Origin of the sequence: Aquimarina aggregata (genome assembly GCF_001632745.1) — a bacterium.
GTDB lineage: Bacteria > Bacteroidota > Bacteroidia > Flavobacteriales > Flavobacteriaceae > Aquimarina > Aquimarina aggregata.
This window is the reverse complement of sequence record NZ_LQRT01000058.1, coordinates 113352-127493: the sequence shown is the minus strand read 5'-3', so window position 1 is coordinate 127493 and position 14142 is coordinate 113352. Positions and strand designations below refer to the sequence as shown.

Genomic DNA, 14142 nt, shown 5'->3' with positions numbered 1-14142 from the left:
AACCACTGTATTAAAATCCTATTGGTTTTAATCTTACAGAGTATTCATATGTTTTAGACGGAATACTATGTTTCTTTAATGGAGCAGCTTTAAGACTCCAAGAATTATATCCTGCAACCCCTTGTTGTCTATGATCAATAGTAATAGTAATTCCGTTAGTCTTTTTCAAGTCACAAACTAATTCTGCATTTTCAAGGTTTTCTATAGTATATGGATAGGCACTGAATTCAAAAAGCCCTCCTTCTATTTGCAATCCTTTACCTGTATTATCAACAAATTGTGCCCACCTAGTATCTGTACGATTTGCATATTCTTGCGGATATACATAAGATTCGCCAAAGTTTTCTAGCGTAGCATCATACCGTCCTACAAAAGAAGAACTGTTTCTATCGATATAATTCTCATGAGGTCCTTTACCGTACCATTTTACTTGTTGTAACTGATTCGGTACTTCCATTTGTAATCCTACTCTAGGTATATTTGCTAAATTAATTGGGGCCTGTAATGTGTTATCAATACTAATTAAACCATTTGGTCTTATCGAGTAGGTTGTACTATATAATGCAGTGCCTGCTAATTGATGTTTTGTATTTACTTGTACTGTTCCATCTTTAAGAGTATCATAATCAAAATCAATCAGTTTTTGATTAGTACTAGCTTCTTTCCAGATTTTTATTCCTTCTATTCTTTGAATTACAGCACGATCATTATCGGTAGTAGCTCTCCAAAAATTAGGTTGAATAGGTTTTTGCACAAGTTTATTATTTTCATACGCATACGAACTTAGCACTCCCATATCAGTATCAAAAACAATAGAAATTTTTTCATTACTTACTATCAATTCTTTACCAGATTCTTTTATTGTAATTTTTCCTGAATCACTTTTAAAAGATTCTATATCAATTTTATTTTTTTGAACCACTGCAAATTGTTCTGAGGCTATTGTGTACCCTGCATTTGCCCAAGGAGTAGCTTTTTTAAAATTAGCATAAAAATTAAAAAAATACTCTTTATTTTCTTTCCTAACATAATCACTTTGAATCGTTACCGTTTCGCTAGTAAATGATGTCAATTCTTTAAGATTAAGATTTCCTTTATCCACCACTATTCCGTCTTCTAAGAGTTCAAAGACAAAGTTATAAATAGATGTATTTAAGAATGAATGTCGATTTGTAATTTTAATTGTTTTTTTAAGATCATCTAATTCTGAAAAAACAATGGGCTGAAAAACATATTTACACTCATACATTACAGGTTTTACCGTTTGATCTGCATTAATAACACCATTAATACAAAAATTTTCATCATTTATTTTACTACCGAAATATCCACCATATACAAATTGTTCACAACCATTATCTTCTTTAACCAATATCCCTTGATCCATCCAGTCCCAAATAAATCCTCCTGCTAAACGGGGATTGTTATGAATAATATCCCATATTTCTTTAAGTCCGCCATTAGAGTTGCCCATGGCATGTGAATATTCACATGATATTACAGGTTTTTTAGAAGTTTGTGATACATCCATTTCTCTAAACTCATCTGGAGTGGGATACATCCTACTAATAATATCAACGAAGTCATAATTATCCGGAGGTGTATTTTTAGTTTGAGGAGAAAGTTCTCCTCCGCTACCATTCGCAGCTTCATAATGTAAAATCCTATCGTTATCGTACCATTTAATCCATCCTGCCATGGCTGCATGATTAGGTCCAACACCAGATTCATTACCTAATGACCATGAAAATATAGAGGGATGATTTTTATCTCGCTCAACCATTCTAATGGCGCGTTCTAAAAATGCTTGACTCCATTTTGGGTTGTTAGTAAGTTCCCCTCGAACTCCATGACTCTCAACATTAGCCTCGTCCATCACATAAATTCCATATTGATCACATAAATCATAAAATTCAGGATTATTCGGATAATGACTACACCTTACAGCATTAAAATTATATAGCTTTAATAATTCCATGTCTCTCTTCATATCCTCATAACTAACCACCTTTCCTGTTTTGGCATTATGATCATGACGATTCACCCCATATAGTTTTATAGGTTGTCCATTTACCGTTAAGATTCCATTTTTAGTTTCAAATTTTCTAAAACCTACTCTTGTTGACTTAACTTCAATCACCTTTTTATTTTTGTCGATTAATGAAAGAACGAGTGTATATAGATTTGGTGTCTCTGCACTCCACTTATTAGGGTTTGTAATTTCCATATGTATAAAATCAAACTTAGGAGTCCAACGTTGATCCCACCAATAACCTGTTATTTCATCAACAGTAACAGATTGGCTTTTAATACTCTTTTGACCATAATATACATTAGCAATAAGCGTATATCCTTTTGCATCTGCATCTTTAGGCAACATTATTTTAGGTCGAACTTTTAGTATTGCATTTTCATAGTTCTTATCTAGTTCGGTTCTAACGAAAAAATCGGCAATAGATGCTTTAGGCTCTGCAAATAACATTACATCACGATGCATCCCCGCTAAACGCCAATGGTCTTGTGATTCTAAATAAGATCCATCTGACCATTTATACACTTTGGTAACGACCGTATTTTTTCCTTTCTTAAGAAAAGGAGTGATATCGAACTCTGCTGGCAGTCTACTACCTTGACTATATCCAACTTTCTGACCATTAATCCATACATAAAAAGCTGAAGACACTCCTCCAAAATGAATCCTAACATTCATATTTGTCCAGTCTGAAGGTACTGTAAAGGTTCTTTTATAAATTCCCGTTGGATTATTGTCTACTGGTATATTTGGATAATCATTAGTACCCCATGGGTGTTTAGAGTTTGTATATACTCTAGTTCCAAAGCCTTTCATTTCCCAATTTGAAGGAACAGAAATTCGTGTCCAATCCTTGAAGTTGTCTTGCAGAAAATTTTTGGGTGATACTGACGGATTTTTTGAGAAATTAAATTGCCAATCTCCATTAAGTGATATTACTCTACCAGATTTCGATTTATCACAATCTAATGCTTTTGATTCTGACGAGAAAGAGTACATTGTAGCTCTTGCAGGAAGTTTATTAATTGCTATAACATTTGGGTTTTCCCAATCGTTTTGTTGTGCGAATACTTGTAAGGTTAAAAAAAACACACTTATGAGAAAGGAGTTCTTAATCATTGAATAAATTGTTTTTTGATATTTTTAGATATCGAAATATATCAAACAATTATTTGGTTTTCATCCTTTCATGTATAGAGATTCATTGATTTAAACATATGAGGTATAAAATCAATCATATGATTTATAGTTAAAGATATTTGTGCGCCAAAAAGCAATTTTCTTTAAGTATATTCAACACTAGAAACATGTTAAAATCTTTTCTTTACCCACTCTATAATTGGGTTATACCTACATATTTTTCTGGAATAGTAGCTATAGATTTAATTTCTATATCCTTATAATACACCTCTGCAGCTTCTGACTGTATTTGTATCTTACCCTTATTCATTGCTCTCCATTCTCCTTTAAGGTTAACCATGGGATCCACAACAACCATAACCACTACATCATTTAAAATATGTATCGATTTGTTTCCAACACAAATTAACTCCATAGTGTTCCATTCTCCTTGTTTTTTTTCTGGATCATTTTGCTTAAAACACCTTCCAGTTTCGAAACCTTTATTCCATGAAAAACCAACTAGATCAGCTCCTTTAGTATAATAATATTTTTTATCTCTTTTTATTGCGGGACTTTTAGCTTTTACATTTCCTAAAGTTACTAAATCGCCACAGTCTGTTTGTTGTACTTCACATTCTATGCTAGTCATCCAAACATTCCAAAAATCAGTATAATCACCTACACTATGATACAACACACCACTATTTCTTTTCTTATTTAATCGGGGTTTCCATTTTTTTTCTCCCCACTTAAATTTCCAAGTTAAGTGATAGTTATCGTATTCTTTTTTTGTTACTAGGCCTGCAAAAATTTCGTCTGTAATTTTTATAACTTCTTCCTCTTTAATTTGAACTACAGAAAACACCTTTTTGGGATCTTTGTTTAGTCCAATTGGCTTACCCTTAGTAACATCGTCAAACTTCTCATATCCTTCGATTTGGGTCGAAGAATGTGGCGCTCCCATAAAGATGTCCCATTTAGACAGTTTTTTATCTATTAAACTACCCCATTTGGTAATTTTTGTATTAGACTGATACACTGGTTTAACCGTTTGTTCTTTTGGTTGATATTTACTTCCACTTGCCCACCTAATTCCACGAGTTAATAATTTCCATGCACTGGGGGTATCAAAGTCTTTAGGATCATGACCAATAGATAAATAAAATACACGTCCTTTTGCAAAATATTTTTTCCAAGATACAGGCATTACTGCTCCCTTAATCCAACTATTATGTTGATCATTAAAAGTTGTTGTTGCCAATACTTTTGAATTAGGGTCCACATGCATGTAGTATTGTTCGGTATTTTTAATATTAAAATCCGTGAGCCCTTTTGTAATAGGATCTTCCTTATGTATAATATCTACTTTATAATCAATTTTCCCTCCAGGATGTGAAACCCATTGACCACCAATCATATATTGATAATCCGTGTTTTTTCTAAAAGAATCACCTAATCCACCATGACAACCTGCTATACCTGTTCCATTTTTTACAGCTGTCAACAATCCTTTTTCTTGTTCTTTAGAAATTTGTCCCATAGTCCAATATTGGATAATTAAATCCGTATCAGACATTTTCTTTTCGTCGGTGTATATATCTAAGGAATTAGAAACCGTTACCACAGCACCTTCTTCTTTAAGCCATTCATGAACTCTATCTGTAAATACTTTAGGTTGATGACCATCCCATCCCCCATAAACCATGATAACTTTCTTTCCTTTTAATTTTGGTAATCCATCTTTTTCTAACTCTTGAGCGTTTATTTCTCCAGACAAGAGTAAGCAAGGCATTAAGGTTATAAGAAAAGTGAGTTTAATTAATTGTAACATAACCATATCTATTTAGAAATTAATACATCATTTATAAGTTCTTATAACCTTGCCTGCTTTTTATACTTTTTTGGAAATTTACTAATAGACCTAATTTGAATATCTTTATAATATGCTTCTGCTCCTTCTGATTGTAATTGAATTTTGCCTTTTGTAAGTGTTAATTCTTCTCCATTGATCACTTTTCGCGAATTTTTTACCACCATAACTACCTTATCATTTACCACATGAATACTTTGATTACCAACACATATAACCTCAACGGTATTCCATTCTCCATTTGGTTTTTCATTTGGTGTATTTATATGGCAATATCCTGGATTTCCATTTCCCGCACCATAAGTAATAGTCTTATCATTTTCTCCAGTAACTTTATACAAGTCTTTTTTTAGTTTGGTCGAGATTACATCTGCCCTTGCATTAACTAGAGTAACAAAATCGCCTGTATCACCTTCCTGAATTTGACATTCTAAACCAGACATCCAAACATTCCAAAATGCACCATGATCGCCATGACAATGATACAAGATACCATTATCACGTTTTACATTTAATCTTGGCTCCCATTTCTTTTCACCCCATTTAAATTTAACTTTAAGGTGATAGTTTTCAAACTCTTGTATTGTAGTTAGACCTCCATAAATTTCGCCCGTTACTTTAAGTATTATATCTTCATTTTCTTCAACAATCGAAAACACATTTTTGGGATCATTATTTAGACCCAGAGGAGTACCGTGATGCACATTTTCACTCTTTTCATGACCTTCTAGTGCTACTGATGTATGAGGAACTCCCATAAACACCTCCCAATTAGAAAGTTTTTTATCTAATAGATTTTGCCATTTCTCGGTAACCTTAAAGTTTTGTTGAGTTTTTTGCCCAAAAGAGAGAGCAAACGTCCCCATAAATAATACATAAATAAGTTTTTTCATTGTAAAAGTTTAATTCATAGTATAATACTACGTTTATCTAAAAACGCTTTAAGGTTTTAATAGTATTTATATCTAAAATACTGCCCCATGCATGATCAATTGTCATGCATGGGGGATAGTATTCTTATTTAATTTTTATCGTTTTGAGAATCTCAATACGCGTTTATTTTGGTTTTGTTGCTGCACTGTTACAAAGTACATTCCTGACTGAAGTCCAGAGACATCTAAAACTCTTTCATTTTCACTAGATTTCATTTCAAAAAGAACTTGTTTACCTGCTATATCAGATACAGTTATTTTTGCTATTTCAGAAACCCCATTAAGTCTTAACACATCAGTAGTTGGGTTCGGATACATAATAATCGCATTTTCATTTGCTATTATATTATCATCACCAGTTTTACTTGATTGATATGTTACTATTAATTGCGGAACGGTAGCTGCAGTGTTTTCTTTTGATGCAATTGCGAAATCATTACCTCCTGTAGCATTAAGCACTAACGACACAGCATTCCCTGAAATTGAATTTGCTTGTAAAGCAACTGTCTCAGTATTGCCAATTGTATATGTCTTATTGATAGAACCTAACAGTACTCCGCTAGCAGGCTTATTACCATTTGATAAATTCGTTTCGTTCCAATTATTAGAATTTCCTAAATTAACATTTAGATTACCATTACCAGCGTCTCCAGCAACAGTAAATTTCAATTTAGCATCTGTAATTGTACCACTTATACCAGAAAGGTCAAACATCAAGTATCCAACTCTATTTCCGTTTTCTATTCTAATAATATTACTATTAAAATTAGTACTTCCTTGCAAATAACTATCGTTAACAGGTGTTAATGTAGTTGTTGAAGTGGTTGGAGTTGATCCACCACCAGTTGTACTTCCAACAATAGTAGGTGCAAGCGGACTTGCTCCAGGAGTACCACCACTACATAATGCTCTTAACACAAAGTCATAAGAGGTTCCAGACTGTAAGCCATTCATAGTTATTGAAGTACTACCTGCTGCTCCAGACGCAAAGCCAACACCACCAGTATTAATATTTCCTGTAAATCCTCCTTTTGGAAATGCTCTTAATTCAAAAGTACGTGTATCGTTAGCTGTGTTAGCATAAGATATCGTTACTGAAGTAGCGTTTGAACCTGAAACAGCTAAATTGGCAGGAGCTGCATTACAATTAGCCGAGTTTGCCGGAGTATTTAAAGTGAATACTGCACGATCAAAGTTAAATAGGAAACCTGCAGCACCAGTGTATGTAAATCGAATTTTTTGAACCCCAGCAGCTAAATTTACATTTCCTGAAACCGGAGTACTATAATTATGCCAATCGTTATTTACAGGAACAGCAATTGTGGCTAGATTATTTCCTGCAACCGAAGCTACAATATTTCCTCCTACACCATTTGATGATGTAAACGCTTCTAATTTATACGATCCAGCATTAGCAACATTAATATTATACTCTGTATAATTGTTATTTTTAATAAAACCTAGGTTTCGTCCTCCACCAGGCGTATTTTCTGCTTTTACATCTCCATTTTTAGCTACAAAATTCTCTACTTGTATTGTTCCTGGAACAGCTATTGAAGTTGGATTAGGATTTGGGTTATCACAATTTGCAGCAATTGGGGCTGCACCAGTACCTGTTGGTTTTGTATATGCTTTTGATAAAATAAATTTATCCATTTCAAAACCATCTTCTCTCATAGAAAAAGAGATTGTATGTATTCCTGCTGTAGGAACATTGATAAAAATTTGTTGTGCTACTCCACAGTGATTTGCTGCAGTACGTTGCTTACTTTCCCAAGTCCATGCATTTTTACCTGTACACCATTGCATTCTAGCTCCAGATGCAGGCCAATTACCATCTATTCCTACATGAACTCCATTATCTTCAGATCCTGTAGAGTGTGCTCTTACCCAAACAAAATATTTACCTGGTGAATTAAATTTAATCTTATAATCTACAATTGCTGCTACTCCTGGAGTATCTGAAAAACTTACTCCTGTTACCAATGGGTCACCATGCGTTACACGTGTATCAGGTAATAATTCTATATATTTACCTCCACTAGCACCATTTGAATGAATTGGATCAGGATCAGGTGTTGGAGTTCCTGTGGTACCTGCACCAATAACGAACCACTCTCTGTCTTTTGTTTTTGATTGCTTTACAAAGTTTTCAGCTTCAACAGCTACTATTCCATTTTTTTCTTCATATGTTTTATCACAGTTTGAAGGATCCGGATCTGGATCTGGGTTTGATCCTGTGGTATTGATTACATATCTATTCCAAAATTTAGTAACACTATCTGCATTACTTCCTATATTGAAAATCCACCAGTTTTCTACACAGTCAGAATAATCAATACCTCCATTTTTCATAAAAGACCAATCGTAAGGCACTCCTCCTGGATATCTTTTAAGGACTACTCTTGTAGCTTCATTCCAAAGTTGTTTTGCTTTTGCATTGGGAGAGTTTCTTGCTTGATTTAACCATTTTTTATCTCTACTTCTGTATTCAGGAGTTTCCCATGGTCCGTGATCACCAAAACCTCCAAAAGGTGCATTTCCATCATCTATATAAAAATATCTAGAGTTATTTTTTATAAAGTTTATGATTACAGGATTTGCTGCGGGTTTATTAGTCGTATTATCCGCATGGTTTTGATTCCATTCACTGTGTTGAACAACAATAACATTGTTTTTTACAACATCATTGTTTACTCTTTTTTTCACCTCTACAATCCAATCACGAGTAATGTTTGATTGGCCCGCTTCTTGGACCCAAACTTTACCGCCATTATTAAGAATAGGGACTACTCTATTAGCGATTCTTGTTACCGAACCATTTCTATCTGCATCGGCATCGGTCCAATTAGCACTACCGAATACCATATCAAATAGTTCATCTGAATCAATAAATTGTCCTCCTTGTCTTCCATAAGCTCCTGCAACCCCATAATATTTTACACCATTAAAGTCACTATGTGCTAACATAGATCCTAATGCAGCCTGTGCATGGATATCATCTGGATCAGGTTTACTATCAAATTGAGCAATTAAAAGATCTTTGCTTTTATTAAAAAACGGACGTTGGGCATTAGCCACATTAAATATGGCCAGACAGACCACAATTAAAATAATTTGAGTTTTGAGTTTCATGATTTGTTAGTGTTTGTGTTAAAACGTTAGTTGAAATTATTTTCTTCACATTAACAGAAGAAAAAAGGGTTTAGTATTCATTTAAAAAAATAAATGAACATTTGATTTTTAATTACCATTTAATGAATTCTTTAAATTACATAAAGATTAGAGTGCTTCTTTAAATGGCTTTTAGTTAGGTTTTCATGTTTTGAGTACAACATGAGCAATTGGGTTTTCTTAGATGGTGACCACCCAGATTTTTGATTTTTGTTCATTGGTTTTAATGTTTGTGTTTATATTCGAGTTAGTGAAAATAAAGTTAAATATTAGTCCCAAAAAAAAGTATATCTTATGATTAAAATATAGCAACAAATGTTCTATACAAATTAAAAAACCAGAATCATTTACACTAATAGTACACTATCCATTCGCCATATCCTGAACCTAAGTTTTGCTACACATTTAATAAAAAAGTTATTTTTTTAACAACTTATTCGGTTATTTTAACAAATAATGAAAAAATATATGAATTCTTTTAACTAAGTTTGTTTAACTATTCTAAGAAAAAGGTGAACAGTATTAAACAAACTTTCAGTATTAAGGATTTAGAAAATCTATGTGGCGTTAAAGCGCATACCATTCGAATATGGGAAAAAAGATACAATTTACTTTCTCCTAATCGTACAGACACTAACATAAGAACATACAATTTAAAGAGTTTACAAAAACTTCTAAACGTAACTTATTTAGTTAACAGTGGTTATAAGATATCAAGAATTTCTAAATTGAATGAACAAGAAATCAATGAATATGTAAGAAGCATTGTTTCTGACAACAGCTCAAAAAACCAAGCTATAAACTCCTTTAAAATTTCAATGCTCAATTATGATTTAGAGTTGTTTTTAGGTACATATGAGCAACTATCTCAGAAAAGAAATTTTCGACAGATTTTTATTGATGTATTTATTCCTTTATTAAAAGAGATTGGTTTACTATGGCAAACAGATACGATCAATCCATCGCATGAGCATTTTGTTACAAACTTAATCAAGCAAAAACTTTTACTTAATATTGAAAAATTACAATACAACAAGCCTACTAAGACCGATAAAGCGTTTGTATTATTTCTTCCAGAAAATGAAATTCATGAATTAGGCTTACTATACATAAATTATGAAATATTACTTCATGGATATAGGGCTGTTTATTTAGGCCCAAGTATTCCTTTAGATAGTCTTCCAAGTATGCTTTCTTTTCATACCAATAGTGTATTCGTTTCTTATTTTACTATAAAACCTGAAAAAGACAATATCGATAAATACGTTAAAGACTTCAATTCGATAATTTGTACTGAACGTATTAGTGAGTTTTGGATGCTTGGTAAGCAGATTATACATCTTTCAAAAAATAGCGCTACTAATCATCGTTATTTTGATTCTATTAATGATCTTATCGCAGAATTATAACATCCCAATCATCTAAAATATGTCTAAGAAAATTGCAATTATTGGCTCTGGCTTTTCATCATTATCAGCATCTTGTTATCTCGCGCAATTAGGATATGATGTTACCATTTTTGAAAAAAACTCTACTATAGGAGGTAGAGCCAGGCAATTAAAAAAGAAAGGATTTACATTTGATATAGGTCCTTCATGGTATTGGATGCCGGACGTATTTGAGAGTTTCTTTAATGATTTTAATACTTCTGCTTCTGATTTTTACACTTTAGAAAAGCTTAATCCTGCATACAAAGTATTTTTTAAAGACAACGAAAACATAAAAATAGAAGATACCCTAGAAAAAATATATCAAGCCTTTGAAAATGAAGAAAAAGGAAGCTCTCTAAAACTTCAAAAATTTATTAAAACGGCTCAGAGCAATTACGAAATAGCTATAAAAAACCTAGTTTATAGGCCTGGAGTTTCTCCTCTTGAATTAGTTACAAAAGAAACCATACAACGCGTTGGTCAATTTTTTAGCACTATTTCTAAAGAAGTCCGCAAAGAATTTAAAAATGATAAACTTATCAAAATACTAGAATTCCCCGTATTATTTTTAGGAGCGAAACCTAGTGATACTCCATCCTTTTATAGTTTTATGAACTATGCCGATTTTGGTTTAGGCACATGGCATCCCAAAGGTGGTATGTATCAAGTCATATTAGGAATGGAAAAATTAGCGAAATCTTTAGGTGTAGTCATATTAACGAATTCTAATGTTGAAAAAATAGAAGTGACTCAAGGTCGTGCTACTGGCATTATTGTTAATTCTGAATTGATTGAAGCTGATATTGTCCTATGTGGAGCGGATTATCATCATGGAGAGACTCTGTTAGAACCTAAATACAGGCAATATTCTGAAAAATATTGGGAAACTAAAACATTTGCACCTTCATCATTGTTGTTTTATGTTGGTTTTGATAAAAAACTAAAAAATGTAAATCATCACAATCTATTTTTTGACACTGATTTTGATGCACATGCAAAAGATATTTATGATGATCCTAAATGGCCAAATGACCCTCTTTTTTATGCAAATTTTACATCTTTAACAGATTCTGGAACTGCTCCAGAAGGTAATGAAAATGGGTTTTTCTTGATTCCTTTAGCTCCTGGAATAGAAGATACCGAAGAACTAAGAGCATCCTATTTTGATAAAATAATCACTCGTTTTGAAAAACTCACAAATCAAAGTGTTAAAAATAATATTATCTTTAAAGAGTCCTTTTGTGTAAAAGACTTTATAAAAGAGTATAATTCATATAAAGGAAATGCCTACGGAATGGCCAATACCCTTCTGCAGACAGCATTTCTTAGACCTAAGTTAAAAAGTAAAAAAGTTGAGCATTTATTTTTTACTGGACAGCTTACTGTTCCTGGGCCTGGGGTACCCCCATCATTAATTTCAGGAAAACTTGTGGCGGGCTTAGTTGAAGCAAAATATAAACCAGCAAAAGAACTAAAACTTATTACCACATAAACCTAATACCATAAATCTAAACTCTATCCCTCTATGAAAGCCATTTTTGATACAGTATCTTATAGTTGTAGTAAAATTGTTACTAATTCTTATAGTACATCATTTTCATTAGCATCAAAAATGCTTTCTGATTCTATAAGACAAGATATATACAATATATATGGGTTTGTAAGATTTGCTGATGAAATTGTAGATACTTTTCATGACTATAATAAAGAAACTCTTTTTAATGATTTTGAAAAAGAGATGTACAAAGCAATAGAGAATAAAATTAGTTTAAATCCAATACTAAACTCTTTTCAGAAAACAGTGCACCAATACAATATACCTGCAGAATTATATGAAGCATTTATGAAAAGTATGCGCTTAGATTTACACAAAAGCGATTATTTAACCGAAAAAGAATACAAAGATTACATATATGGATCAGCTGATGTAGTGGGCCTAATGTGTCTTAAAGTCTTTGTTAAAGGTGATGATCAAAGATACAATGACTTAAAACAAAGCGCTATGCATTTAGGCTCTGCTTTTCAAAAGGTAAATTTCTTAAGAGATTTAAAAGCAGACTATGAAGATTTAAATCGTACATATTTTCCTAATGCAAATCTTAATCAATTAGATGAAAGTTCTAAACAAAAAATTATTAAAGAAATAGAAGAAGATTTTGAAAGAGGTCTTTCAGGCATATTAAAGCTTCCTGTTGAAGCTAAATTTGGTGTCTACACTGCTTTTATATATTATAAGAAATTATTGAATAAACTTAAAAAAACACCATCTTTAGAGATAAAGAACACAAGAATAAGAGTACCCAATTATCAAAAATTTGGATTACTTGCAAAATCTTACTTTGATTACAGATTAAACCTAATTTAGACTTATTTTTGTATAAAATTTTTTACACGTGAAAATTCTCATCCAAATATTAGTTTTTCTTTCGGCTTTTGCAATTATGGAGTTTATGGCATGGTTTACCCATAAATACGTAATGCATGGTTTTTTATGGTCGTTACATAAAGATCATCATCACAAGGATCATGGTAGCTGGTGGGAGCGTAATGATTTTTTCTTTATATTTTATGCTATTATAAGTATGTCCTGCATATTATTTCACAATTCTGAAAGTTTTTGGGTAGGTATTCCTATTGGTCTTGGTATCCTTGCCTATGGCATCGCTTATTTTGTGGTGCATGACATTTTTATTCACCAAAGATTTAAGTTATTAAGAAATGCAAATAATTGGTACGCCAAAGGCGTTAGGAGAGCCCATAAAATGCATCATAAAAATATAGGTAAAGATAAAGGTGAATGTTTTGGAATGTTAGTTGTTCCTTTTAAATATTTTAAAAAATAACCATTTTTTATTCAGCAAGTAACTCATCTAAAGTTGATCTTACTTTATCACTATTCCAATTAGCAGCATTTGTTTTATCAATAATAATATTCCCTTTTTTATCAATAAGATATGTTTGGGGGATTGGATTATTTACCATTGGCTCTGGTCGTGCAGATAATGACCTATATACAGGGTAATTAAATTTTTTCGCATCCATAAACTTTGAAATATCTTCATCTACTTCGTTAGTTACAAATAAAAACACAACTTTTTCTCCATAATCATTGTACAATTCTTGTAATGAAGGCATTTCAGCGATACAAGGTGGGCACCAAGTTGCCCAGTAATTAATTAGAACGACTTTATCTTTTGCTGTATTAAAATCAATGGACTCAGTATTTACTCCGTGTAGTTTCCAATCATAAGACGCCACCTGCTTTCTTTCTTCAACGCTTACCACCCCAGGACTAAAAGAAAATATTCTAGTAAGAAATATTTGCATCATCCCCCTAGTATTAGGTATAAAAAATAAGATCAAAATGATCACAAAAATAGCATTCGATATGTTTTTTTTATTGAATTTCATTAGTTCAAATTTAAGGTATAGCTATTTTGTCTAAAAATAGTAAACAACTTACAAAGTTAAATAAATAGAACTTTTTCGACTTACTATACTTATACTTAAAATTTAAATGTAGTTTTTATTTACATGCTTTTACAAATTAATAAAGCGCAATCCAGGATTGCGCTTTAAAAC

Annotated in this window: 9 protein-coding genes; 4 read left to right on the top strand and 5 right to left on the bottom strand. The window is 32.2% G+C overall.

The features are described 5' to 3' along the window. Nucleotides 1-10: 10 nt before the first annotated feature. The 4 genes from AWE51_RS23905 to AWE51_RS23890 all read right to left on the bottom strand — a co-directional run bounded on the left by AWE51_RS23905 (nucleotide 11) and on the right by AWE51_RS23890 (nucleotide 9091). The gene (locus tag AWE51_RS23905) at nucleotides 11-3151 is read right to left on the bottom strand and encodes a glycoside hydrolase family 2 TIM barrel-domain containing protein (protein ID WP_066319291.1); all 3141 of its coding nucleotides are present in this window, start codon (nucleotides 3149-3151) and stop codon (nucleotides 11-13) included. Between the two features lie 214 nt (nucleotides 3152-3365). Next, nucleotides 3366-4985: a ThuA domain-containing protein gene (locus AWE51_RS23900; protein WP_082832595.1), complete on the bottom strand. Its 1620-nt coding sequence runs from the start codon at nucleotides 4983-4985 to the stop codon at nucleotides 3366-3368. Nucleotides 4986-5026: 41 nt separating this feature from the next. Continuing rightward, nucleotides 5027-5917, bottom strand: coding sequence for a 3-keto-disaccharide hydrolase (locus AWE51_RS23895; RefSeq protein WP_066319284.1), 891 nt, complete (start codon nucleotides 5915-5917; stop codon nucleotides 5027-5029). Nucleotides 5918-6052: 135 nt separating this feature from the next. Next, the gene (locus AWE51_RS23890) at nucleotides 6053-9091 is read right to left on the bottom strand and encodes a carbohydrate-binding protein (protein ID WP_066319281.1); all 3039 of its coding nucleotides are present in this window, start codon (nucleotides 9089-9091) and stop codon (nucleotides 6053-6055) included. Between the two features lie 551 nt (nucleotides 9092-9642). Here AWE51_RS23890 and AWE51_RS23885 point away from each other — a divergent pair. From AWE51_RS23885 to AWE51_RS23870, 4 genes are read left to right on the top strand one after another with little or no spacing between them, the layout of a single operon-like run. Further along, complete coding sequence (locus tag AWE51_RS23885) at nucleotides 9643-10539, top strand: MerR family transcriptional regulator (RefSeq protein ID WP_066319683.1); 897 nt, start codon at nucleotides 9643-9645, stop codon at nucleotides 10537-10539. 19 nt (nucleotides 10540-10558) lie between these two features. Further along, the gene (locus AWE51_RS23880) at nucleotides 10559-12052 is read left to right on the top strand and encodes a phytoene desaturase family protein (protein WP_066319278.1); all 1494 of its coding nucleotides are present in this window, start codon (nucleotides 10559-10561) and stop codon (nucleotides 12050-12052) included. Nucleotides 12053-12085: 33 nt separating this feature from the next. Next, a complete protein-coding gene (locus tag AWE51_RS23875) occupies nucleotides 12086-12925 on the top strand; it encodes a phytoene/squalene synthase family protein (RefSeq protein WP_066319277.1) in 840 nt (279 codons plus the stop codon). 28 nt (nucleotides 12926-12953) lie between these two features. Then, the gene (locus tag AWE51_RS23870) at nucleotides 12954-13403 is read left to right on the top strand and encodes a sterol desaturase family protein (protein ID WP_066319272.1); all 450 of its coding nucleotides are present in this window, start codon (nucleotides 12954-12956) and stop codon (nucleotides 13401-13403) included. A gap of 7 nt (nucleotides 13404-13410) precedes the next feature. On the opposite strand, the gene AWE51_RS23865 is transcribed toward AWE51_RS23870, so the two are convergent. Continuing rightward, nucleotides 13411-13971: a TlpA family protein disulfide reductase gene (locus AWE51_RS23865; protein ID WP_066319271.1), complete on the bottom strand. Its 561-nt coding sequence runs from the start codon at nucleotides 13969-13971 to the stop codon at nucleotides 13411-13413. Between the last annotated feature and the right edge of the window lie 171 nt (nucleotides 13972-14142).